Source organism: Neobacillus sp. GCM10027624 (genome assembly GCF_042675345.1).
Classification (GTDB): Bacteria; Bacillota; Bacilli; order Bacillales; family Cytobacillaceae; genus Neobacillus; species Neobacillus cucumis_D.
In genome coordinates, this window is record NZ_JBHTHD010000013.1 from 565,555 (window position 1) to 588,776 (window position 23,222).

The 23,222-nt window shown below is 39.0% G+C and carries 24 protein-coding genes and 1 rRNA gene; 17 read left to right on the top strand and 8 right to left on the bottom strand.

The window, feature by feature from the left end; translation table 11 throughout:
• Positions 1–55: 55 nt before the first annotated feature.
• A complete protein-coding gene (locus tag ACFQZ9_RS23700; protein WP_498945800.1) occupies positions 56–379 on the top strand; it encodes a YfhH family protein in 324 nt (107 codons plus the stop codon).
• Positions 380–486: 107 nt separating this feature from the next.
• Here ACFQZ9_RS23700 and ACFQZ9_RS23705 read toward each other — a convergent pair whose 3' ends face one another.
• Positions 487–630: a YpzG family protein gene (locus tag ACFQZ9_RS23705; RefSeq protein WP_133337305.1), complete on the bottom strand. Its 144-nt coding sequence runs from the start codon at positions 628–630 to the stop codon at positions 487–489.
• Positions 631–642: 12 nt separating this feature from the next.
• On the bottom strand, positions 643–825 hold the full coding sequence (locus ACFQZ9_RS23710; RefSeq protein WP_198312085.1) for a small, acid-soluble spore protein K: 183 nt from the start codon (positions 823–825) through the stop codon (positions 643–645).
• A 133-nt stretch (positions 826–958) separates the two neighbouring features.
• Between ACFQZ9_RS23710 and ACFQZ9_RS23715 the strand changes: the two genes are divergently transcribed.
• Positions 959–1,216 carry a YfhJ family protein gene (locus ACFQZ9_RS23715; RefSeq protein ID WP_498945801.1) on the top strand — a complete coding sequence of 86 codons (258 nt, stop codon included), beginning with the start codon at positions 959–961 and terminating at the stop codon, positions 1,214–1,216.
• A gap of 30 nt (positions 1,217–1,246) precedes the next feature.
• Here the strand turns inward: ACFQZ9_RS23715 and ACFQZ9_RS23720 are convergent, their stop codons facing one another.
• A complete protein-coding gene (locus tag ACFQZ9_RS23720) occupies positions 1,247–2,227 on the bottom strand; it encodes a metal-dependent hydrolase (protein ID WP_498945802.1) in 981 nt (326 codons plus the stop codon).
• A 125-nt stretch (positions 2,228–2,352) separates the two neighbouring features.
• On the opposite strand from ACFQZ9_RS23720, the gene mutY reads away from it, so the two are divergent.
• Complete coding sequence (gene mutY, locus ACFQZ9_RS23725) at positions 2,353–3,453, top strand: A/G-specific adenine glycosylase (protein ID WP_498945803.1); 1,101 nt, start codon at positions 2,353–2,355, stop codon at positions 3,451–3,453.
• A gap of 20 nt (positions 3,454–3,473) precedes the next feature.
• On the opposite strand, the gene yfhS is transcribed toward mutY, so the two are convergent.
• Positions 3,474–3,659, bottom strand: a complete 186-nt coding sequence (yfhS, locus tag ACFQZ9_RS23730; protein WP_498945804.1) for a mother cell protein YfhS — start codon at positions 3,657–3,659, stop codon at positions 3,474–3,476.
• Positions 3,660–3,773: 114 nt separating this feature from the next.
• Between yfhS and fabL the strand changes: the two genes are divergently transcribed.
• From fabL to ACFQZ9_RS23755, 5 genes are all read left to right on the top strand, one after another.
• Complete coding sequence (gene fabL, locus ACFQZ9_RS23735) at positions 3,774–4,523, top strand: enoyl-[acyl-carrier-protein] reductase FabL (protein ID WP_498945805.1); 750 nt, start codon at positions 3,774–3,776, stop codon at positions 4,521–4,523.
• Positions 4,524–4,601: 78 nt separating this feature from the next.
• Entirely contained in the window at positions 4,602–4,925 is a 324-nt protein-coding gene (locus tag ACFQZ9_RS23740; protein ID WP_498945806.1) for a gamma-type SASP family protein, read from the top strand.
• A gap of 178 nt (positions 4,926–5,103) precedes the next feature.
• Positions 5,104–5,361 (top strand): YgaB family protein, encoded by a 258-nt coding sequence (locus ACFQZ9_RS23745; protein WP_198312092.1) that lies wholly within the window; start codon positions 5,104–5,106, stop codon positions 5,359–5,361.
• Between the two features lie 198 nt (positions 5,362–5,559).
• Positions 5,560–6,090 carry a nucleoside tri-diphosphate phosphatase gene (ntdP, locus tag ACFQZ9_RS23750; protein WP_198312093.1) on the top strand — a complete coding sequence of 177 codons (531 nt, stop codon included), beginning with the start codon at positions 5,560–5,562 and terminating at the stop codon, positions 6,088–6,090.
• An 86-nt stretch (positions 6,091–6,176) separates the two neighbouring features.
• A complete protein-coding gene (locus ACFQZ9_RS23755; RefSeq protein WP_498945807.1) occupies positions 6,177–7,943 on the top strand; it encodes an ABC transporter ATP-binding protein in 1,767 nt (588 codons plus the stop codon).
• A 15-nt stretch (positions 7,944–7,958) separates the two neighbouring features.
• On the opposite strand, the gene ACFQZ9_RS23760 is transcribed toward ACFQZ9_RS23755, so the two are convergent.
• The 3 genes from ACFQZ9_RS23760 to ACFQZ9_RS23770 all read right to left on the bottom strand — a co-directional run bounded on the left by ACFQZ9_RS23760 (position 7,959) and on the right by ACFQZ9_RS23770 (position 15,275).
• Complete coding sequence (locus ACFQZ9_RS23760) at positions 7,959–9,035, bottom strand: FUSC family protein (RefSeq protein WP_498945809.1); 1,077 nt, start codon at positions 9,033–9,035, stop codon at positions 7,959–7,961.
• Between the two features lie 171 nt (positions 9,036–9,206).
• Positions 9,207–13,676 (bottom strand): glutamate synthase-related protein, encoded by a 4,470-nt coding sequence (locus ACFQZ9_RS23765; protein ID WP_498945810.1) that lies wholly within the window; start codon positions 13,674–13,676, stop codon positions 9,207–9,209.
• 303 nt (positions 13,677–13,979) lie between these two features.
• Positions 13,980–15,275: a glutamate-1-semialdehyde 2,1-aminomutase gene (locus tag ACFQZ9_RS23770; protein ID WP_498945812.1), complete on the bottom strand. Its 1,296-nt coding sequence runs from the start codon at positions 15,273–15,275 to the stop codon at positions 13,980–13,982.
• Positions 15,276–16,219: 944 nt separating this feature from the next.
• Here ACFQZ9_RS23770 and ACFQZ9_RS23775 point away from each other — a divergent pair.
• From ACFQZ9_RS23775 to perR, 7 genes are all read left to right on the top strand, one after another.
• Positions 16,220–17,245 (top strand): ABC transporter ATP-binding protein, encoded by a 1,026-nt coding sequence (locus ACFQZ9_RS23775; protein WP_498945814.1) that lies wholly within the window; start codon positions 16,220–16,222, stop codon positions 17,243–17,245.
• A 2-nt stretch (positions 17,246–17,247) separates the two neighbouring features.
• Positions 17,248–18,039, top strand: a complete 792-nt coding sequence (locus tag ACFQZ9_RS23780; RefSeq protein ID WP_198312098.1) for an ABC transporter permease — start codon at positions 17,248–17,250, stop codon at positions 18,037–18,039.
• Positions 18,040–18,043: 4 nt separating this feature from the next.
• Complete coding sequence (locus ACFQZ9_RS23785; RefSeq protein WP_498945816.1) at positions 18,044–18,829, top strand: ABC transporter permease; 786 nt, start codon at positions 18,044–18,046, stop codon at positions 18,827–18,829.
• A 148-nt stretch (positions 18,830–18,977) separates the two neighbouring features.
• On the top strand, positions 18,978–19,328 hold the full coding sequence (locus tag ACFQZ9_RS23790; RefSeq protein ID WP_498945817.1) for an ion channel: 351 nt from the start codon (positions 18,978–18,980) through the stop codon (positions 19,326–19,328).
• A 69-nt stretch (positions 19,329–19,397) separates the two neighbouring features.
• Entirely contained in the window at positions 19,398–19,868 is a 471-nt protein-coding gene (gene bcp, locus ACFQZ9_RS23795) for a thioredoxin-dependent thiol peroxidase (RefSeq protein WP_198312100.1), read from the top strand.
• A gap of 257 nt (positions 19,869–20,125) precedes the next feature.
• Positions 20,126–20,674 carry a cob(I)yrinic acid a,c-diamide adenosyltransferase gene (locus ACFQZ9_RS23800; RefSeq protein WP_198312101.1) on the top strand — a complete coding sequence of 183 codons (549 nt, stop codon included), beginning with the start codon at positions 20,126–20,128 and terminating at the stop codon, positions 20,672–20,674.
• A 108-nt stretch (positions 20,675–20,782) separates the two neighbouring features.
• Positions 20,783–21,220, top strand: coding sequence for a Fur family transcriptional regulator (gene perR / locus ACFQZ9_RS23805; protein ID WP_498945818.1), 438 nt, complete (start codon positions 20,783–20,785; stop codon positions 21,218–21,220).
• A gap of 287 nt (positions 21,221–21,507) precedes the next feature.
• Here the strand turns inward: perR and ACFQZ9_RS23810 are convergent, their stop codons facing one another.
• A complete protein-coding gene (locus tag ACFQZ9_RS23810; RefSeq protein ID WP_026573529.1) occupies positions 21,508–21,858 on the bottom strand; it encodes a YgzB family protein in 351 nt (116 codons plus the stop codon).
• A 151-nt stretch (positions 21,859–22,009) separates the two neighbouring features.
• On the opposite strand from ACFQZ9_RS23810, the gene ACFQZ9_RS23815 reads away from it, so the two are divergent.
• Together ACFQZ9_RS23815 and ACFQZ9_RS23820 are read left to right on the top strand one after the other, a co-directional pair.
• Complete coding sequence (locus ACFQZ9_RS23815) at positions 22,010–22,879, top strand: nucleotidyltransferase-like protein (RefSeq protein WP_498945819.1); 870 nt, start codon at positions 22,010–22,012, stop codon at positions 22,877–22,879.
• 274 nt (positions 22,880–23,153) lie between these two features.
• Positions 23,154–23,222 (top strand): 16S ribosomal RNA (locus ACFQZ9_RS23820); the annotation flags it as partial.

The window sequence follows — 23,222 nt, forward strand, 5'->3', positions numbered from 1 at the left end:
ACAAAAATAATTATACTTAAATATGGTGGCTAACGATACTTTGGGAGTGGATTACATGCACCAGGAGAAACGATATAGTGAATTGAGCGAACATGAATTACGCCAAGAAATTGCGACTCTTCAGGAGAAAGCACGGAAAGCAGAGCAATTAGGAAGGGTAAATGAGTTTGCTGTCCTTGAAAGGAAAGTATTGATGGCTCGTGCCTATTTAATAAGTCCCGATTCCTTTGAGCCGGGTGAAATTTATGAACTTGAAGGGGATCCGGGGCAATACTTTAAAATCGATTATCTAAATGGAGTTTTTGCCTGGGGGTATCGACTTAAAGGCGATGGAAAAGAAGAGGCAGTGCCGATTTCTATGTTAAAGTGGTTGAAATAAGAAAAGCGGAAGCGCCTTGGTTAGACCCAAAACAACCTCGAGGTGCTAGGCGCTGAAGCTGGACAAAAAAGCAAACCAGAGAGAAAACTCTCTGGTTTGGTTGTTTCCTATGACTGTTTTCTGGTTTGGTGCTTTAAAATAATGAGGTCTTGGGTAAGTTTGCTTTCGCCATTTATCTGAGAATGTTGGTGTTTTGCACTAGCCCATGGTGTTGAAAATGGCTTATTTTGGAAAAATTTCTGTTTACCCACAGTAACGCCTCCCTAGGTTAAAGAATCAGGTGTATCATTATCATTAGCGCGCTGACCAGAAGCCCGCATCCGTTCCTGTGGATGCGTATTAGTGGTTCCATCTGCTCTTTTTGAAGCATACTCTGCTTTTGCTCTTGGCTCTCCCTCTAACTTATTGTTATTTTGATTAGGAAAGTTATGTTGTTTGTTTCTCATGCTGTACCTCCATCTAAAGGAATGAGAAATCGTGAAAAGCAAAGCATCAAAAGATCAATGCTGACCACGTATCTATATTATTTGCTTAATTAGATTCAGATATGTTATAAGAAAATGGCAAAGGAGTGAATGTATGAACGAGTACCATGAGCGGTTATGCGATTATTTACTGGCTAAAAATAACCAACTCACCTATGACGAGGCCCTAACATGGATTGAATTATTATGGGATGATTTTGAAACGACCTCTGCAAAAGCAGGCAGAGACTATCTTGGCAGCGAAATGACGGAGCGGATTGTAAAACAATGGATTGAAAATTATGGAAATCGCCTTCATGACTTTATCGCAACGAATCCGAAATATAAGGATTTTTTAAATAAAAAGCGATGACAAAATAAAATGTCATCGCTTTTCTATTGATCAGCTTGGTATAATACTTAATTTTTTCCGCAGTTTCTTTTCGCTGAAGACCCATCCGGTATAGGAGCTAATTCGGTTTAGGTCACAATCTAATTGAACAACTGCAACGAAAGGGTAATGGCCGTTGCTTCGATACCTGAGATCAATAAACCTGACTTCATAAAAATCATCGTATTCATCCACTTCCCACCGGTAAACAGGTGAGAAGGATAAAAATGCAGACAGGTTTTTGTCTTTTTTAGCTGCCTTAATGACGGGGGTTTCAGGTACTGGAATCCGATTAAATAAATCTAATATCTCCACTTTATCCTTTACAGCTTTTCCGACAAAGAATTGTTTCTCATTCATTGCGGCAATCCGCCATTGGTGGAATTTCATGGTTGGTGCAATGATAATATCCGTCGCATCCGGTACAATTCTACGGACCTCCAATAAAACCTTATGTCGGACGCGAAACCTTAGTAAATAATAACCAATAATAACAAAGTACATAATCAAAAAGGTGTATCCAGGATTTGCTCCAAATATCCAAATAAAAATCCCCACAACATGAATCGCAAAAATATAAGCGTCAAAAGTATTAATGACACCTAAAGCTACCCATTTATTCGAAAATGGTCTAAGGGCCTGGGTACCATAAGCATTAAAGATATCAACAAATACATGGAGAAATACTGCGAAAAATGTCCATGCCCATAAATGCAGTAAATTGACGGCTGGAAAAAATGGGTAAATCACAGCTAAAAGTACAAGCGGCCATAAAATTACTGCCGGTATGGAGTGCGTTACCCCGCGATGATTACGAATGTAAATTGCATTATTTCTTAATTTTAAAACAGTATCAATATCAGGTATTTGTGACCCTGCAATCGTTGCGATTAAAACACTAGTTGTTGCTGCATGGCTGCTTGCTACGACGGGGTCAAGTGTTGCCAGACCTCCAAGGGCAATCCCCATGACAACGTGAGTTCCGGTATCCAAAAGGAAGTTCCTCCTTTAATCTAATCAATTCTTGTCAAAATGATCAATATGGATTATCGTAATACAATGCATACTATTATATTCCCTCATTTTGTATTGTTTAACAAGTTGGAGGCCCAAATGTAATGAAAAATGTTCTAAATAATTTATCGAAAGTAAATATAAAAGAATTTCAAGTTGATTTAATTACATGGTTTAAAAATGAGCAGCGTGACCTGCCCTGGAGAAAGGACCAGGACCCGTACAAAGTATGGGTTTCAGAAATCATGCTGCAGCAAACAAGAGTGGATACGGTTATACCTTATTTTAACCGTTTTATTGATTGGTTTCCAACGATCGAGACCTTAGCAGAGGCAAATGAAGATAAGGTTCTGAAGGCTTGGGAAGGTCTTGGGTATTATTCAAGGGTAAGAAATTTACATTCTGCAGTTAAAGAAGTAAAAGAAAAATATGATGGTGTTGTTCCCAATACACCAATGGAAATATCCACTCTTAAAGGGGTTGGACCTTATACGGCTGGAGCAATTTTAAGCATTGCATATGGAGTACCCGAGCCGGCAGTGGATGGGAATGTGATGAGAGTTTTATCAAGAATTCTCTCCATTTGGGAGGATATCGCCAAACCCTCTTCCCGAAAAGTTTTTGAGCAAGCTGTAAGAGAGCTCATTTCCCATGAAGAACCATCAGAATTTAATCAGGCATTAATGGAATTAGGTGCATTGATCTGTACTCCAACCTCCCCCTCTTGTTTGCTTTGCCCTGTACGTGAACATTGCCATGCATTTCATGAGGGTGTACAGACGGAACTTCCAATCAAATCTCAGAAAAATAAACAGCGTGAAGTACAGCTTGCTGCAGTTGTTCTTGCTAATGAAAAAGGAGATTTGCTTATTCATAAACGGCCTGAATCCGGACTTCTCGCAAATTTATGGGAATTTCCGAATTTGGAAATCAACCATCCGATTCAAAATAACCGTGATCAAATCGCCCGCCTTTTTGAACAGGATTTAAGTCTCAATCTTCATTTAGGTAAGATGATTGGTCAAGTGGAGCATGTTTTCTCCCACTTAATTTGGAAGATAAAAGTCTATACAGGAACGATTTCAACGGATTTTACCGAGAATCAAGAGTGGAAATTTGTTTCACAAGATCATACAGAGGATTACGCCCTTCCGGTTTTTACCCAAAAAATCTTTAAGCTTTATCAAGAATATAAAAAAGAATGAACGCCGTACGATCACGGTGTTCATTCTTTTTTAAGTCCCCCGCGGTCCATGATTTCTTCGATAATTTCCCGATGAATCGTTTGTCCTTCACTATTTAAGTATGGAACCATTTGCTGCAATGAATGCTGAAAAAAGGATAATTCTTGATCATCCCACTCTTTAATCGAAATCATTGAAAGTTCTGTCATATCTCGCCCATTATACATTTACCTCTTCCTTTCAATCATGTTATTCAACTTAGTCTTTTGTAATCAATTGTCTTCTATGCATAGAAGCGATAAAATAATAAGAAATCACAAATGAAGAAGGGAAATATACATATGTCACAAAAAGTAGCATTAATTACAGGAAGCAGCAGGGGAATTGGAAAAGCAACGGCTCTCAGATTAGCCAAAGAAGGGTATGATATTGTCATTAATTATGCCAGAAGTAAGAGTGGAGCCTTAGAAACCGCCGAACAAATCGAAGCCCTTGGTAGAAAAGTACTGATCATTAAAGCCAATGTTGGGGATGTAAATAAAGTAAAAGATATGTTTGCTCAAATTGACCAAGAGTTTGGACGATTAGATATTTTTGTTAACAATGCTGCCTCCGGTGTGCAGCGTCCGTTAATGGAGCTTGAAGAATCTCATTGGGACTGGACGTTGAACATTAATAGTAAGGCATTATTATTTTGCGCGCAGGAAGCTGCAAAGCTGATGGAGAAGAACGGTGGCGGAAAAATTGTCAGTATAAGCTCACTAGGTTCCATTCGCTATCTAAAAAATTACACGGTAGTGGGTGTTTCTAAAGCGGCACTTGAAGCTTTAACAAGGTATTTAGCGGTCGAGCTTGCTCAAAAAAATATTGTCGTGAATGCTGTTTCCGGTGGAGCAGTTGATACCGAGGCACTGAAGCATTTTCCAAATCGCGAAGAACTCCTTCAGGAGGCAAAAGACAAAACACCTGCGGGAAGAATGGTCGAAATTGATGATATGGTTAATACGGTTATGTTCTTATTATCAGATGCATCAAGCATGATTAGAGGACAAACCATTATTGTGGATGGCGGTATTTCCTTATTGGTTTAAGAAAAAATTATTTTTCAAAAATAATTTGGATAGTCCACACACCTCGGGGGTACATTAATTTCGTGGAGGTGATTACAGGTGGCAAAATTCAACCAACAAGCCAACAAAACTTCAGCTGGAACTAATATCCAGGAAGTAAGACAACAAAACGCTCAATCTCAAGCAGGTGCAGGTGCTGCAGGAGCATTTGGAACTGAATTTGCGAGCGAAACAAACGCTCAAGAAGTAAGACAACAAAATGCTCAATCAGCTCGTGCTAATGCTGGTGCAGGTGCAGCAGGTGCAGCTGGAGCATTTGGTACAGAATTTGGTAGCGAAACAAATGCTGCAGAGGTTAGAAAGCAAAACCAAGCTGCAGAAGCTCGTAAAAACCAAGGTTCTGGCCAATTTGGTCAAAGCTAAAATAAGTTAACACAGATGGAAGGCGCTCTCAATCGGAAGAGTGCCTTCTTTTTTATTTCTAAATTAATCCCTCTTCGTTAATTCGACAAATGTTCCATAAAGTTTACATAAATAGTCAAAGGAGAAATGGATTTGTTCAAGAATACTTATATAGTACAAAATATAAGGCGGTGATGGGTTGGATCAATTTAACCGATTAGTTTCCGAACAAATGATCACAATGGAAAAATTATTATACCTTCAAGCCGAGCTGGAACGCTGTCTTGAGATTGAAGCAGAATTGCAAAAGCTGCAAAATGAAACGGAGCTTGAGAGTATTCAGTCTGATATTCAACAAATGAAAAAAGAATTAAAAGAGATTCAATTAATATTTGAAAAACAAACAGAAGATGTCATCCAGTCCTATCAAGTAACAAACTTAACCCCTTCAAGGTAGTGAAAAAAGGCTAAATATAAGAAAATACGTAAATTTTTCCTTAAGAGTCATTGAATTCAATGGCTCTTTTGTTTTAAAATCCTTGTTCAACCGTTATAATAATATAAAAGAGGAATTGTACTTTGTTGCCATTTACCGGTTTTTAAAAATTTATTCGAATAGGTTACAAAGCGTTCAGGAATGAAGGTAGGGGAGAATATGGGCGTACCCATCGAAGGAGAACCAGTACAAATACATAGCTATAAACACAATGGGCACATCCATCGGGTCTGGGAAGAAACAACCGTTTTAAAAGGATCGCAAAATTTAGTGATTGGCGGAAATGATCGGACGATTGTAACAGAATCAGATGGAAGAACATGGATTACTAGGGAGCCGGCTATTTGTTACTTTCATTCCCAATGCTGGTTCAATGTGATTGGAATGATTCGGGAAGACGGGATTTATTATTATTGTAACTTAAGTTCTCCGTTTATTTTTGACGGGGAAGCGCTGAAATATATTGATTATGATTTGGATATAAAGGTTTATCCCGATATGACATTTAATTTATTAGATGAAGATGAATATGAGCGCCATCGCCGAGAGATGAAATACCCTGAAGTAATCGACCAAATTCTGAAGAGAAACGTAGATAAGCTCATTCGCTGGATTCGTCAGCGGAAAGGCCCTTTTGCACCAGACTTCATTGATATTTGGTATGAACGTTATTTAACATATCGACGCTAGATAAAAATGCTTTTAGACCTGTTGAAACAATCATCAACAGGTTTTTATTTGGATGTAAAAGCATATGTAGAACAGGGGAGAATTCTTTGAATAGTATACGCAGGTACCTACAGTTTGTTAAGCCATACAGGGTTCAAATCCTCGGAACCATTATGATCGGGGTTATAAAGTTCGGAATCCCGTTAATCATCCCAATGCTGATTAAATACGTGGTTGATGATATTATTAATAATCACTCATTAGCCGATGAGGCGAAAATTCATAAGTTAATGACCATGCTGGGAGTAATGATTGTTATTTTCGTCATTCTTAGGCCGCCAATTGAATATTATCGGCAATACTTTGCACAATGGACTTCAAGTAAAATTCTCTATGATATCCGCGATCAGCTATATACCCATATTCAGAAATTGAGCTTTAGATATTATGCGAACACAAGAGCTGGTGAAATTATATCTCGTGTAATTAATGATGTCGAGCAAACGAAAACCTTCGTCATTTCCGGTTTAATGAATCTATGGTTGGATATTGCAACCATTGTCATTGCCATTATTATTATGTTTTCGATGAATGTGAAGCTGACGATTGTTTCCATCCTGCTATTCCCGCTTTACGCTATTTCTGTAAGATACTTTTTTGGAAATCTGCGCAAATTTACCAGAATTCGTTCGCAGGCTCTTGCAGAGGTCCAAAGCTATTTACATGAACGGGTCCAAGGGATGCCTGTCATTAAGAGCTTTGCGATTGAGGACTACGAGCAGACTCAATTTGATAAGCAGAATAAGAACTTTTTAGAAAAAGCACTACAGCACACAAGCTGGAATGCGAAGGCGTTCTCTGCAGTTAATACGATTACGGATATTGCCCCCTTAATTGTCATTGGTTATTCTGCCTATTTAGTCATCCATCATGATCTTTCTTTAGGGACAATGGTGGCCTTTTTTGCTTATATCGATAAGCTATATAATCCATTAAGAAGATTGGTTAACTCTTCAACAACTATTACTCAATCCTTCGCATCTATGGACCGTGTGTTTGAATTTCTGGATGAAAAATATGATATTGTCGATGCACCGAATGCCATTGACTGTACAACCGTTAATGGAGATCTTTCATTCGAGAAAGTTAATTTTTCGTATGGAGAAACAGAAGAGAAGGTATTAAAGAATATTTCCTTAGATGTTAAAAAGGGGGAGACCATCGCCTTAGTTGGGATGAGCGGCGGTGGAAAATCAACCTTCGTAAGCTTAATCCCTAGGTTTTATGATGTAACAGAAGGAAGAATCATACTGGATGGGGTTGATATCCGTCACTTTAAGGTACAATCCTTACGAGACAAAATTGGAGTGGTTTTTCAGGATAATATTCTTTTCAGTGAATCGGTGAAAGAAAATATTTTGTTAGGAAAACCAGATGCTTCAGAAGAAGAGGTTATTCAAGCGGCGAAAGCGGCAAATGCTCATGAATTTATTTTAAATCTTACAGAGGGCTATAACACACGGGTGGGGGAAAGGGGCGTAAAGCTTTCTGGCGGCCAGAAACAACGAATTGCGATTGCCCGTGTATTCTTAAAGAATCCGCCTATCTTAATTTTGGATGAAGCAACATCAGCCCTTGATTTGGAAAGTGAACATCTTATTCAAGAATCCCTTGAGGAGCTTGCAAAGGACAGGACTACCTTTATTGTTGCTCACCGATTATCAACGATTACCCATGCCAATCGGATTGTTCTCATCGAACATGGTGAAATTGTCGAAATAGGAAGCCATGAAGAATTAATGTCGAAACAAGGGAATTATTATAAATTATTTCAGGTTCAACAGCTGGACCAAAAGGAAAAAACCGAAGCATAAATCTGCTTCGGTTTTTTATTCCTGGCCTTTTTCTTCAATGGGAACCTCATTATCATGATAGGAATAGAAGCTGGAGATTAACGTGTCAAGATGTTCAAGTTGTTCTCCGTAGTCAATAATAAATGCAGTGATTTGCATGATATGATAAAGATGCGGATTATCTGGTTCCGTGTATTCCCTTTGATGAGCGATAAAAAGGTCATATAGCTCTTTTTTATTTAAAAAATCATTTCCTCCAGAACCGGTTGCAGGTTCCGGTACTTTCCCAATAAACCGGAGCATGAGTTGTTCGTGGTGGTATATAAGGTTATCCAGCTGCTCTTGAATCGCCTGTTGAAAATGTTCCGGCAGCAGGAGGATTTCATTTTCAAAGCGATGAAGTTTTCTTAAGGTATCGACACCTTTTTTGGCCGTGAAAATCATTTGCCGGTAAACCACCAGCTTGCGTGACTTTTCCAAGTTTTTTTTCTTAAAATAATTATGTTCTTCCTTGTACATCCCATAAAACTGTTCCATTTTAATGAGACTATCTTTAAGCTTTTCAATCTCTTCTTTCAGCAGATGATGTTCAAAGTCATGCCGGGTGCTTAAGCGAATCCACCGGATTAATTCTTCGGTGGTGCTCGATATTTTAAAATAAAGCTTACTTTCATACTTTGGCGGCATAAACACTAAATTGACTATAAAGGCTGAAAATACCCCAATCATGATGGTAGAGAACCGGATGGCCGCAAACGGAATGAAATTCCCGCCAGTAGTTTCCATAATCGAGACCAATGTGACGAGGGAGAGACCGATGGTATTTTCCAGTTTCAGCTTAAGATTGATACTTATGGCAATAATGGCAGCTAATCCAATGACGGTAAAATGATTTCCTAATGTAAGAACGAAAAATACCGCGAGTAATGCCCCGATGATATTTCCTTGAATTTGTTCAATAATGGTTAAATACGAACGATAAATGGTTGGCTGAATCGCAAAAATGGCAGAGATGCCGGCAAATACCGGTGATGGCGAATGCAGCAGCTGACCAAGATAAAGGGACAAAATGATTGCTATTCCCGTTTTTAAAATGCGGGCGCCTAACTTCATAAAAGCATAAATTCCTTTCAAAAAATTATCTAATACTAGTTTGTTCAATGTGAAACAATAAAAGACTATACATGGATTAAAACATATAATCAAGAGATTTAATATGAATTTTATGTAAGAAATTTCTACAAAAAAACCATCCGCGATTTGCGGATGGTTTTTCCTTTTGAATCATTCTGTTGAAACGGATGGATCTGCTTGCTCTTTAACCGGAACAATTTGCACGAAATGGTCTTCCAAATTAGCTAGAAGGGATTGAAGCTGTTTTGCTTCTTCAACCTGGCCATCATTCTCAAGTAAGCTGATGTATTGGCCTAAAAGTTCATTCACATCATTTTTTCCATTTTCATTTAATGGGTTAACAGAGACTTTAGCCCCTTTGGCAATTCTTCTTTGAATCGCCTCTTTTGTTAATCCCATTTCAGGCTGAAGGCGTGTATAGACTACACCACCAGTCATACCAGCGCAAATCCATGGACCTGGGTCTCCCAAAACAAGACCACGGCCATTTGTCATATATTCAAAGGCAAATCCCTTAATGTTTGCATTGGAGCCAATATTGCCATTTTCCTGCACAGGAATTTGTTTTTTTACTGAACCGCCGATGATTAAATCAGCTCCTGACAGACGAATTCCAGCACGGGCATCAGCATTACCCTGTGCAATTAAAAGTCCTTTTTGGGCACCATACCCAAAGCCTTTTCCAACTGAGCCATTGTAATAACGGCCATTCTTGCCCTTCGATTTCAGGATTTGAATATTACCTCCGAAGGATGTCTTACCAACACCATCTTGACCGCCGCCATTAACGGTTATTACGATGCCTTCGCTGTTATATGCACCTAAGCCATTTCCTGGAATGGAACCTTCGCGATACTTCAACTGTACAGGTTTTAACTGTTTGTATGAACCATCAAGTCTGCCTCTAACACGGTGGCAGGAAACACGGCTTCCTAAAACCCTTTGCTCTGATGTAACACTTTCAAACTCACGGGAACTATGCAATTGATCAATGCTTGCATCAAGATATTCTGCCCCAACGGCTACCTGCATTTGAGCTTCAGCAATTGTTTTTGAAACCTCTGTTTTCGTAAATTGACTGATTTCAAGTGTTTTTAGCAAATAGGAAAGGTCTAAGTTTTGGTGTCCGCTTGTTTGTACTAATAAATCTGAGCGGCCGACTGCTTCCTGCAGATCACGAATTCCAAGGGAGGCTGCAAGTACCTTTAATTCCTGACCGAAAGCAGTGAAAAGATTCATGATTCCTTGTACGGCTAAATCAAATTGACGTGGAACAAAACGTCTTAGTCCATGTTCCTTTGCTTGAACCTCTGATTCAATTTGAGTTGCAATCCCAACATGACAAGTATCCAAATGGCAACCGCGGCAAGTAGTACAGCCGATTGACAGCATGGCTAATGTTCCAAAGCCAACACGATTTGCCCCTAGAAGCATGATTTTGATTACATCCATTGCACTTTTCATACCGCCATCTGCCCAAATTTCAACTTTATGGCGGAGTCCGCTTTCCAATAGGGCGTTATGTGCTGCTTTTACGCCAATTTCTACTGGTAAGCCAACATGCTGTAGGGCATGAATTCTTGCGGCACCTGTGCCACCGTCAAAACCACTTAGTGTAATAATATCTGCGCCGGCTTTTGCAATTCCAACTGCAATTGTACCGATATTTGGAACAACAGGAACTTTAACAGCAATTTTCGCCTGATCGTTTGCTGTTTTTAATTCTAGAATCATTTGCGCCAAATCTTCAATCGAATAAATATCATGGTTGTTTGATGGCGAAATCAAATCAGAGCCTAATGTTGCATTACGTGCAGCAGCAACCTTTGCTGTTACCTTTGAGCCAGGTAAATGTCCGCCTTCACCAGGTTTTGCACCCTGACCAATTTTAATTTCTAACAGGTTCGAAGAGTTTAACAGTTCGGCATTTACTCCAAAACGACCGGAAGCGATTTGCTGTCCCCGTGTTTTTGGGTATTTACCAAGCATATCTTTAATTTCCCCGCCTTCACCATTTAAGCTCACCATATTTAAACGGTCAGCGCCTTCTGCATATGCTCTAAAGGCAATTTCATTCTGCGAACCGAATGACATGGATGAAATTAAAAACGGTAAATCATGATCGCCTACACGAATATCCACTTCATCTGGTGAAATTGGATGATTCGATGCTTTTAAGCCAGCCAAGTGGCGAATAGTCGTTGGATTTTCCAACTCCTGCTCTGAAATTTTATCGCGGTACACATTGTAATCACCGGTTGCGGCTACTTCACCGATTGCTTTCCAAATCCGCGGGAAGAGGTGGAAGGTCTTTCCGACTCTTTCCTTTTCATTCTGGTAATCTTCAGCCCTAGAATATGCCTCCAGTTTCATTGCCTCGAAACCAAATTCGAGTTCCTTTGAACCAAAGAAGTTTACAATATTTAAAACTTTTGCGATATCTTCGTGAAGACCGATACTTGAGAACAACCTTCCATAACCACGCAACTCATGAATCCCAATGGTTGAAATTACTTTTTCCAGCCCTTTTGTTAATGCACTGTACAAATTGGTCAATGGCTTAGTCGATTCATCGAGAACAGTCATAAACATGTAGTAAGGACTAATTAAATCAGCGCCTAAACCTAAAACAGTGATAATATCGTGCAAGGAACGGATAGCAGCAGAACGTAAAACTAAAGAGCAGTCTCTTCTCAGTTCAGCTTTTACCAATGCCTGATCGATTGCTGAAGTTACTAAATGCGGATCAATCCAATAGAAATCCTCTTGATGTGCTTTGGCATCATCGAGAACAAGTAATGTTTTTCCCGATTGAACAGCCTGAACCGCTTCAGAGGCAAGTCTTTCAAGTGCCAAGTTGATTTCTTCATCTTTACGGAAGGTCGTTGAGATAAACGATGCTAGTTTTTGTTCATTAAAATATTGAATCACTTGGTCAAAGCTTGGCTGTCCGATTTCTCCAGAACAATTAAAACCTGCTTTTCCTTCTACTAGGACAGGAGTGATTAGTTCCAGAACGGTATTCGTTTCCTCTTTTACGAAAAGAGAAGGGCGTTTGCCAATTACCACACGTGTTGAAAAATGTTCTGTTTCACGGTCTCGGTCAATCGCAGGATTTGTAACAACTGCTACACTTTCTTTAAAGTAATCAGCGATATTTTTTCGTTCAGGGTTTAAAGCTGCTAGTGGTGCATCATGACCTAATGAACGGATTGGCTCAACCCCTTTTTCTGCCATTTGTTCGATTAATTGGATATGGTCACGTTCCCATCCGAAAGCCTTATATTGTCCATTATGGATTTTATCCGGATAATTCATGGTTACTGTTTTATTTAAGCTAGGTGCTTGTAATCGATTCCGTGAGCTTGCAATCGTTAACCGCTTAGAGATTCGATTATACACTTCATTTTGGAAACGATTTTGCTCATAAACATCCAATTGATCTCCATGCCATTTAAAGCCAACTTTTTCACCAGGTGCAAGGGGTTTTGGATCATTTACATATTCGCTTGAAGGAATAATCCCTGGTTCTGAAGAGAACAGATAGGATGTTTCCGTTTCAAGCATCCAAAGCGGTCTGAGACCAAGTGCATCCACACTAAATACAGCTTCATCGCCATATCTTGAGATGATTCCGGCAGGACCCTGTGCGTAATGTCCCCAAGCTTCGCGAAGGTACGTATATAAATCCTGCAGTTTTTCCGGATAGGCTTTAATTTCATTAATAATTGGCGGGAATAGAAGATCCATGGCTTCGAATAAAGAATATCCATCCCTTGAGATTAAGGTTTCCATTGTCCTGCTTAAATCTTGTGAATCACTGCCGTCCTTTACAAGCGGAATCCCAATCATTCTCGCTTCATCCCGAAGCTTAGCAATTGTATTGATTTCACCATTATGTCCGAGTACACTAAATGGCTGGACTCTGAAGAAGCTAGAAAGGGTATTTGTTGAGTAACGATTGTGCCCCAAAGTGATCGTTGAAGCAGCAAGCGGGTTCGCCAGGTCCTGATAATAACGCGGGAGAATATCACCTGCTCCCATGACTTTGTAAACTACATGACTCTGACTAAGTGATGCAACATGGATATGATCGTTGATTTCAAAATCAACTAATGCCTCAAATAGGACCTTTGTTAATTCTTGGCCGCTTTTTTTAGAAAGACATGCAAATTGCCAGAAAACAGGGTTTTCCTGGATGGCAATGGGTCCAAGTGCAGAAGGGTCTGTAACTTCTGTTGTTTCGAAAATCAATTCTAATTCATATTTTGCAAGTTTTTGAAGTAATTCATTTTTAGTAGAATTCCAGTTTGTTTTTTGACTGATAAAAACATGCCCAACGGCAAACTCCTCTTTTTCAGCAAGCTTGGGATCAATTCCGGCGTTTTGTAATTTCTCTTTCCAAAGGGCTACAGGAATATCCATATGAATACCAACGCCATCGCCTTCGCCGTTAATAAAGCCGGCCCGGTGATTCATTGTTACGAGAGCATTGATACAATCGAAGATATTCTTTCTTGTCGGAATCTTGCTTTTTTCAAGGCAGGCAACAATACCACATGAATCGTGTTCATGTTTGTGGAAATCTTTAAAAATGGAAGGATTATATTTTTGTGTCATCGTGGTCGGGCTTCAAAAGGGTGTCCTCTAAAGCCGATTCACCTCCTATGAAATTTCTATAATCGTGAAAAGTATTTGTGGTTTACCACTTTACTGAGGTATTAACAAAAAGGGAAAATTAATAATCTTATAGTATCATATGAATTTTCAGAAATCAAATAAATATACAGAAAATTGTATATCAAAATTAGATTAGAATCATATCGAATTGAGATGGTAATATGTAGTTGTAAACGTTTTCATGGGGTTTTTAAGAAAAAGGGAGTGGAAAATACTCCCTTTCTGTGTATAAAAAATGTATAATTATTCATTGTGAAGTGAGGAAAATGCATTGTGAACCGCGTGTAAGGTTGCTTCAACATCTTCTACTGTATGAGCGATGGTTAAGAACCATGCTTCATATTTAGAAGGTGCGAGATTAATGCCCTGGTGAAGCATAAGCTTGAAAAACTTGGCAAATGTCTCGCCATCGGTGTTTTCCGCCTGCTCGTAATTTTCAACTTTTTCTGTTGTAAAATAAACGGTTAAAGCTCCTTTTAATCGATTGATCGTGATTGAAACTCCGTGTTCCTTTGCTGCCGCTAAAATTCCCTCTTCGAGCTTCGCTCCTAATCTGTCTAAATAATCATAGATTCCTTCTTGTTTTAACACTTCAAGGCATGCGATTCCGGATAGCATTGAAGCGGGATTTCCTGCCATTGTTCCAGCTTGATAGGCAGGGCCAAGCGGTGCCACTTTCTCCATAATTTCTTTACGTCCGCCATAGGCTCCGATTGGCAGACCTCCGCCGATAATTTTCCCAAGTGCAGTCAAATCAGGTTGGATTCCTAAAAGGTCTTGTGCACCGCCATACATGAAACGAAACGCCGTGATGACTTCATCATAGATGACAAGAGCACCGGCTGAATGCGTTAAATCATTCACCTGCTGTAGGAAGCCCGGTTTTGGTTCTACAATCCCGAAGTTACCGACAATCGGTTCTACTAGTACTGCCGCAATTTGGTCGCCCCATTTTTCTAATGCTTCTTTAAGTGGCTCAATCTCATTAAATGGAACAGTTATGACTTCTTGAGCGATACTTTTTGGCACTCCGGCTGAATCAGGTGTTCCTAGAGTGGAAGGTCCGGATCCTGCTGCAACAAGGACCAAATCAGAGTGGCCGTGATAACAACCGGCAAATTTAATAATTTTATCCCTTCCTGTGTAGGCACGCGCTACGCGAATGGTTGTCATAACCGCTTCGGTTCCGGAATTGACGAAGCGGACTTTATCCATTGATGGAATGGCTTCCTTCAGCATTTTTGCAAGCTTTACCTCATGGGGTGTAGGAGTACCATAAAGTACGCCTGTTTCAGCTGCATGTTTGATTGCCTTGGTAATATGTGGGTGGGCATGGCCAGTGATAATGGGGCCGTATGCTGCTAAAAAATCGATATACTGGTTGCCATCGACATCCCAAAAATAAGCGCCTTGACCGCGTTCCATAACCACTGGGGCACCGCCGCCTACAGCTTTGTAGGAACGGGACGGGCTGTTTACACCGCCAACAATGTGTTCAAGCGCTTCACTATGTATTCGTTCTGAATTAGTAAATTGCATTTTTTTTCCTCCTGAAATTCGATTCTTTCTTATTTTATCACTTATTTTAGTGTTTTCCTGCTGTTTTTTTGATCATTGGATTGGCGGATTGTGATAAAAATGAAACAGCATTGGGGGTTCGGTTGCCAATAGGGGTCTGTGCAACCGAAAGAAGGTTTCTTTTCCCATTTTCGGATAAAACCAGCTGGAACGGGCAATGAACCAGAGTTCCTATTTCCTTTTTCGGATGAAACAAGCTGGAACGGGCAATGAATCAGAGTTCCTTTTCCCTTTTTCCGGTGAAACCAGCACGGAAGGGCAATGAATCAGAGTTCCTTTTCCCATTTTCGGGTGAAACCAGCACGGAGGGGCAATGAATCAGAGTTCCTTTTCCCTTTTTCCGGTGAAACTAGCACGGAAGGGCAATGAACCAGAGTTCCTTTTCCCTTTTTCCGGTGAAACTAGCACGGAAGGGCAATGAACCAGAGTTCCTTTTCCCTTTTTCCGGTGAAACTAGCACGGAAGGGCAATGAACTAGATCTCCTCTTCCCTTTTTCGGGTGAAACTAGCACGGAAGGGCAATGAATCAGAGTCCCTTTTCCCTTTAAAAGGTGAAACAAAGTCGGACGGGCAATGAACACAAGTTTCTTTTCCCTTTTTCGGATGAAACCAGCTGGAACGGGCAATGAACCAGAGTTCCTATTCCCTTTAACAGGTGAAACAAAGTCGGACGGGCAATGAACCCGCCTTTCTTTATCCTTTTTCGGGTGTAACCAGCTCGAAGGGGCAATAACCTAGGGGTAGCCAATTGGGGGTCTAAGCGACTGAAACCACAAACCATAAGGAGTTTGGGGATCAAGCCGGTTCCCCTTATAAAATCAATCCTAAAATCAAGCAGAACGGTTGTTTTAGTGCTGTGATTTGGCTAAACTAACACATTAGGGAAAGTTTCAGGAGGAAGATCTATGGAGAATGCAATAGAAGTTAAAAAATTACGAAAAGAGTTTAAAGCGTATTCAAGCCGAACGGGGTTAAAAGGTGCCTTCCGAGATCTTTTTACCCGTAATTATAAAGTGGTTCCTGCAGTCAATGATATCCACTTCTCTGTAAAACAGGGAGAAATGGTTGGATATATTGGCGAAAATGGAGCAGGAAAATCGACGACCATTAAAATGCTGACAGGGATTTTAACTCCAACGTCCGGCCAAATCACCGTCAATGGAATGAACCCGCATAAGGAGCGGGAGAAATTTGTCCAGACAATTGGTGTTGTTTTTGGCCAGCGCTCACAGCTTTGGTGGGATATCGCCGTTCAAGAATCCTTTCGTCTTTTGAAAAAAGTCTACAAAGTATCGGACGAAGATTACGACAACCATATGGGACACGTAATTAAAACATTGGATATTGAACCGCTATTAGATAAACCAGTAAGGAAATTATCATTGGGCCAAAGAATGAGATGTGAACTCGCCGCAGCACTCATTCACAATCCGCCATTATTGTTTTTAGATGAACCGACGATTGGGCTTGACGTGCTGGTTAAATTAAAAATCCGGGAATTTTTAAAGGAAATTAATGAGAAATACAATACAACCATCCTCTTAACAACACATGATTTGTCTGATATTGAAGCGCTTTGTGAACGGGTGATTATGCTCGATGAGGGAAAAATCATTTATGACGGTGCTCTTAGAAACCTTAAGGAAACATGGGGAGAAGGGAAAGAATTGCAATTTCAATTTCTTGAAAAAATTGAAATTGCGAAACTTACAGAGGTGACGAAGGGGCTTCCAGTTAAATGGGAGTTAGACGAAAAGGGTGCCATCTATATTGCCAATATAGAGGACAAGGAGGAACTAATTTCTCAATTAATCGCCAAAGTAGTCAGCGCTTTTAAAATTAAGGATATTAAAATTAATGAAATTTCTACAGAAGAAATTATCCGTAATATTTATGAAAAAGGTACGGTGGAAGTAGAAGGGGGCAATTAAACTTGGATAAATATCTTGAAATGATTCGCATCCGTTTTTTAATGATGCTTGCCTACCGGACTAATTATTATACGGGAATTGTAATTTACAGTATTAATATTGGTGCCTATTATTTTTTATGGTCTGCTATATATGGGTCAAAGGAGCATATTGAAGGCCTTTCCGTTGTGCAAATGACTACCTATGTTGCCGTTTCATGGATGGCCCGTGCCTTTTACTTTAATAATCTTGACCGGGAAATGGCGCTTGAAATTATGGAAGGAAAAGTGGCCATTGAATTAATTCGTCCCTACAGCTATCTTGGCATGAAAACGATGCAGGGATTGGGAGAAGGGATTTTTCGGCTTTTCTTTTTCTCGATTCCAGGTTTGATCATTGTTTCGTTTATTTTTCCAATTAAATTCACTTGGGACCCGGGGATTTGGGGGTTATTTGCGTTATCTACGATATTAAGTTTTCTTATTAATACACAACTGAATTTACTAACAGGAATTACTACCTTCTTCTTATATAATAATGCTGGATTGATTCGGGCTAAACGAGTGGTTATTGATTTATTTTCCGGTCTCCTTCTTCCCATCAGCTTTTTCCCGGGCTGGGCGCAGGGAGTCATGAAATATCTTCCTTTTCAGGGGATTAGCTATATACCAAGTATGATTTTTACTGGCGGTTTTTCTCATTCTCAAGCAATGGAAGCTATCTTTCAACAGTTCCTCTGGGTAGTGATCTTAATTATCCCTATTCAGTTCCTGTGGTCTGTGGCAAAAAAACAGCTAATCATACAAGGGGGGTAAGCAAGTGTTTTACACATCCATGTTTTTTCAATATATTTCTCAATATTTAAAGACAAGATTTCAATATCGTGCGGATTTATTTGTGGAGTTTTTCTCAGATTTGCTTTCGCAAGCCATCAATCTCGTTTTTATTTTAGTTGTGTTCGGACATACGAGTCTGTTAAATGGCTGGAATAAAGATGAAATCATTTTTATTTATGGCTTTTTCCTTGTTCCGTATGCTGTTTTTTCAGCCTTCTTTAATATCTGGGATTTTAACGAACGCTATATTGTGAAAGGGGAGCTGGACCGGATTTTAACGAGACCGATTCACAGCCTTTTTCAAATTATTCTTGAGAGAATCGAACTCGAATCGTTATTAGGTGCTATTACCGGTCTTGCTGTAATGTTTTATTCGGGGGTTAAACTCGGTCTTGAGGTGAAATGGTATGATCCCTTCTTGTTCCTGATTTTTGTCGTTGGCGGTGCCCTCGTTTATGGGGGAGTTTTTATCATGATCGCCTGCATCAGTTTTTGGGCGGATGCAAGAACTTCGCTTATGCCGATGATGTACAATATTAGTAATTATGGCCGTTATCCTGTTGATATTTACAATAAAATTATTCGTTTTGTGTTAACATGGGTTCTTCCATTTGCCTTTGTGGGAGTGTATCCGGCGGCGTATTTTCTTGGAAAAAAGGAATGGTTCGTTTATGCCTTTTTAACCCCAGTAGTCGGTGTAATCTTTTTCGCTCTGTCCATTCTGCTTTGGAATCAAGGCGTAAAAAAATATCGGGGAGCAGGGAATTAAATACATTTGGAGAAAACCAGGCAAAATGTCTGGTTTTTGATATTTTATGGGCCAAGCCTGCATAGAATGGAGGTAATGGATGTTCCGAGATAAAGGGTGATTAAATATGATCTATTTCTTGCTTCCAATTGTGGTGTTTTGTATTTTTATGAGTTTAAAAACTCTCTTTGTTCCGAATACAGTAAAAGGGAAATTTGTTTCGGTAGAAAATTTCTTATACCTTGGGTGCATTTATTTAACTGTTATCATCGGTTATGGTTTGATTTATGTGCTTTTTGAGCTAAAGGGTATACCACTACTCAAAGAAATCAATCATGAACACGGGAATAATATATTTGAATCCAGTTTTTACTTTAGTGCGATGATGTTGTTCTCAGTTGGAAACGGAGACATTATTCCTTTGGGGCTTGGAAGAATCATTGCGGTAACAGAAGCATTAATCGGCTATACCCTTCCTGCGGCATTTGTGGCAAGAGCGATGCTTAATCGGGAGAAATGATTATCGTTTGCATTGTTTCCTGTGATTGGATAGTCTATCAATATAGACGAATGAATTGAGGTGTTTTTAATGACTGTAGAATTGGGTGTAACTGCGCCGGATTTTGAGTTAGAGGCCAGTAATGGTGAAAAAGTAAAATTATCGGATTTCCGCGGAACAAATGTCGTTGTTTATTTTTATCCAAAAGATATGACCCCGGGATGTACGACAGAAGCTTGTGATTTTCGTGATCGGATTCAAGACTTTACAGATGTAGATGCTGTAATATTAGGAATCAGTCCAGATCCGATTGATAAGCATCAAAAATTTATCGAGAAATACGGACTGCCATTTTTACTTCTTGCGGATACAGAGCATGCAGTCGCCGAAAGCTTTGATGTATGGAAGTTAAAGAAGAACTTTGGAAAAGAGTATATGGGGATTGAACGTTCAACCTTCATCATTGATAAACAAGGAAAATTGGCGAAGGAATGGAGAAAGGTGCAAGTAAAAGGCCATGTAGATGCAGCATTAACCTACATACGGGAAAATCTTAAATAATTTTATTTCAATTTCAAGCCTATTTTCATCAGTAAAGGCATTTGTCCAATGCAATAATACAAGGATTGAATATCATTTTATTAGGGCATACCTCCTCAGATAAAAATTTCGGGTCCATAGTGACCCCTTTTTTTATGCCATTCTATTCAATCATGATTGCAAGCTTTATAATATGTTTATAGAAGTATTCATAACGAATTGTTTTTTTTAGATATTACATCATACATATAAAACAGGATTAAAAGGGGGTACAAGGAATGAAAATTTATACAAAAACAGGGGACAAAGGAACTACCTCGTTAATTTACGGTCAAAGAGTGGCTAAAAACGACCTGCGCGTCGAAGCTTACGGAACCTGTGATGAAACCAATTCGATGATTGGGCTTGCACTAAGCTATTTAAACAAGGAAATTTTTCAAGGGAAAGAAATAATTGAAAAAGCGTATCATAAAATACAAACAAATCTATTTCATGTCGGTGCAGAATTAGCTACACCAAAAGGAAAGGAAGTAAAATGGTCCCTTTCTAGTGCTGATATTGAAGAGATGGAAAAACAAATCGACGAATGGAATGAAGTTCTCCCTCCATTAACCAATTTTATTTTACCAGGGGGACATCCCGCAGGAGCTGCCTTTCATGTAGCCAGAACCACGGCAAGACGTGCTGAAAGATGTGCTGTAACACTTGGGGAAGATGTGAATCCGCTTGTTTTGGCCTACTTAAATCGGCTCTCGGACCTGTTGTTTGTAACAGCGAGGTATGTGAACCATCAGATTGGACAAAAAGAGCAAACCTTACATGCTTGATCAAAAGGGCACCCATTTGTGAGGTATCGATATTGACAAAAGTATAAATAAATTAGTAAACTAATTATAACAATTACAATTTAATAATATTTTTTAGAAAAGAGGTGCATGGCGATGAACCAGCTAAAAGAAGCGTTGGATACCTTGAAGGATACAGGGGTAAGAATTACTCCGCAACGTCATGCGATACTTGAATATTTAATAAACTCAATGTCACATCCTACTGCAGATGAAATTTATAAAGCTTTAGAAGGGAAATTCCCTAATATGAGTGTGGCGACGGTTTACAATAATTTACGAGTATTTCGTGAGGTTGGTCTTGTCAACGAATTAACGTATGGTGATGCCTCTAGTCGTTTTGATTTTATAACCACACAGCATTACCATGTTATTTGTGAAAGTTGTGGAAAAATTGTCGATTTTCACTATCCGGGCTTAGATGAAGTGGAACATTTGGCTTCACATGTAACAGGCTTTAAAGTAGATAATCACCGTATGGAAATATACGGAACCTGTCCGGAATGTTCCGGTAAAGAAGTTCATTAAATAAAAGTAAAAGAACTAATTCGAAGGAATTGGTTCTTTTTTTATGGAAAAGAGGGTGTCCCAAAAGTATAAACTTTTAAGGGCACACCCTTTTTTGTGTATGATTCTTAAATTGTCCGATGATTTCCGCTCCAGGCGCTTCGCTTTCCGCGGGCGTGCCGGGGAGCCTCGTACTCCCGCAGGAGTCTTCGCGCCTTCCGCTCCAATCAACTTTGTTTTAAAAATTAACATTGTTTTTTAAAACATCCTTATGAAAAAGGTGTCCTTTTTAAGTGGACACCCATTGTTTATTTTCTTGATTTTCTATTATAGGATTCGTCGAATTCTTTTCCTTCGAGGTTTTGATCAAGGGTTAGAGGCTCACGACAATACATGCACATATCCACCCGGCCTAGCATTTTTGTAGGTTTGCCACAGCTGGGACATTTTACTTGAATGGTTTTCGTTGATAACATTCCAATCCAAAAATAAACAACCGTGCTTGCTATAATAAAAAGAAGACCAAAAAGCATAAAGATGGTCATAATAAGTGGTGAAGTTCGAAAATAAATTCCTCCGTACATAACAATGAATCCAATAAAGATTAAAGCTAGTGCAAAGGTTCTTATTTTATTTATTTTACTTGAATATTTAGCCATATTACCCCTCCTAATGAAACTATACCATATTTATGAAAATAGAAAAATTACTACGGGAAAGAAATGTCGAAATTTGTCTCAATTTTAAGAAGGAGTTTTCGTGTTATTGTCGAAAATATTATGCTACCTGAAAAAAATGGAGGAATTAAGAATGGAAGATATCCTTCGGCCGATTTATCAAGAAAGAGCAAGCCAAGCCAATACTCTTGGAGTTTTGATGGTGGAGAAAAAACAAAAATCAAGCCATACAACCGACTCATTTGACGATATTCTCTTGATTATTGTAAAAGAGGCAGAAAAGCCGTTACTTATAAAGCATTATACTTATCAAGACAAAAAAGCGGCCATGCATATAATAGTTGAGGATTTATTGAAGGAATGGATTTTACTTGGTTCGAATCGGAAGATATTTGAATGGATCGATGATGCTAGAATTTTATTTGATCGTAATGAATATGTAGTAAATTTAAAAAAAGAGCTGCGGGAATTTCCCTTTTACGGAAGAAAAATTAAAATGGGGATGGAATTTGCCAAATTAATTCGGCGGTATGTGGATGGAAAAGCGTTATTTGAAAATCATCTATATTTAGATGCCTACAACTATGTTGTTCACTCTTTGCACCATTTAGCAAGATTGGCCATTATTGAAAATGGACTCCATCCGGAATTAACGGTTTGGCACCAGGTAAAGCAAATTGAGCCGGAAATCTTTAAACTTTATGAAGAACTTGTCAATAGTGAAGAAACGCTTGAAAAGAGATTAGAATTACTCTTCCTTGCCAGTGAGTTTATGATTCATTCCAGAACTAAAATTGGTTCTACTCATTTATTAGATATTCTTGGTGAGAAGGAATTTTGGTCATTTAATGAAATCATGAATGAAAAAGAATTAATCCCTTATTCTGTTGATATGGCTGTGCTTCTTGAATATTTAATTGATAAACATTTAGTAGAAGTAGTGAATGTGGAGACAAAAGGGGCAGGAATTTTTCACAGATGTTATCGCGTTAATAAAAAATGATCGTAAAAAAACAAAAAACATATTGACCTTTTTCTAGATACTTGGTATATTAATAACCGTCGCTGCGAAATGATTGCTTAAAACTTTTCGTGGATGACGGTTTTGAAAAAGGTGTTGACAATATGTAACACGCTATGATATATTAATAAAGTCGCTTCTGAGCGGTGCTTGAGAAATATTGATCTTTGAAAACTAAACAAACAAAAACGTCAACAAACAATAATATTCATTTCTTTTGAAATGAAGCCAACGTAACATTCGAGCTAAATCAACTTTCTTGGAGAGTTTGATCCTGGCTCAGGACGAACGCTGGCGGCGTGCCTAATACATGCAAGTCGAGCGA

Coding starts and splice junctions, on each gene's coding strand:
- perR (WP_498945818.1), top strand. CDS start 20,783: ATGGCGATGAACCAGCTAAAAGAAGCGTTGGATACCTTGAAGGATACA.
- ACFQZ9_RS23710 (WP_198312085.1), bottom strand. CDS start 825: ATGAGAAACAAACAACATAACTTTCCTAATCAAAATAACAATAAGTTA.
- ACFQZ9_RS23790 (WP_498945817.1), top strand. CDS start 18,978: ATGAGTTTAAAAACTCTCTTTGTTCCGAATACAGTAAAAGGGAAATTT.
- ACFQZ9_RS23775 (WP_498945814.1), top strand. CDS start 16,220: ATGGAGAATGCAATAGAAGTTAAAAAATTACGAAAAGAGTTTAAAGCG.
- fabL (WP_498945805.1), top strand. CDS start 3,774: ATGTCACAAAAAGTAGCATTAATTACAGGAAGCAGCAGGGGAATTGGA.
- ACFQZ9_RS23800 (WP_198312101.1), top strand. CDS start 20,126: ATGAAAATTTATACAAAAACAGGGGACAAAGGAACTACCTCGTTAATT.
- ACFQZ9_RS23715 (WP_498945801.1), top strand. CDS start 959: ATGAACGAGTACCATGAGCGGTTATGCGATTATTTACTGGCTAAAAAT.
- ACFQZ9_RS23760 (WP_498945809.1), bottom strand. CDS start 9,035: ATGAAGTTAGGCGCCCGCATTTTAAAAACGGGAATAGCAATCATTTTG.
- ACFQZ9_RS23765 (WP_498945810.1), bottom strand. CDS start 13,676: ATGACACAAAAATATAATCCTTCCATTTTTAAAGATTTCCACAAACAT.
- yfhS (WP_498945804.1), bottom strand. CDS start 3,659: ATGTATAATGGGCGAGATATGACAGAACTTTCAATGATTTCGATTAAA.
- ntdP (WP_198312093.1), top strand. CDS start 5,560: ATGGGCGTACCCATCGAAGGAGAACCAGTACAAATACATAGCTATAAA.
- ACFQZ9_RS23770 (WP_498945812.1), bottom strand. CDS start 15,275: ATGCAATTTACTAATTCAGAACGAATACATAGTGAAGCGCTTGAACAC.
- ACFQZ9_RS23810 (WP_026573529.1), bottom strand. CDS start 21,858: ATGGCTAAATATTCAAGTAAAATAAATAAAATAAGAACCTTTGCACTA.
- mutY (WP_498945803.1), top strand. CDS start 2,353: ATGAAAAATGTTCTAAATAATTTATCGAAAGTAAATATAAAAGAATTT.
- ACFQZ9_RS23700 (WP_498945800.1), top strand. CDS start 56: ATGCACCAGGAGAAACGATATAGTGAATTGAGCGAACATGAATTACGC.
- ACFQZ9_RS23815 (WP_498945819.1), top strand. CDS start 22,010: ATGGAAGATATCCTTCGGCCGATTTATCAAGAAAGAGCAAGCCAAGCC.
- bcp (WP_198312100.1), top strand. CDS start 19,398: ATGACTGTAGAATTGGGTGTAACTGCGCCGGATTTTGAGTTAGAGGCC.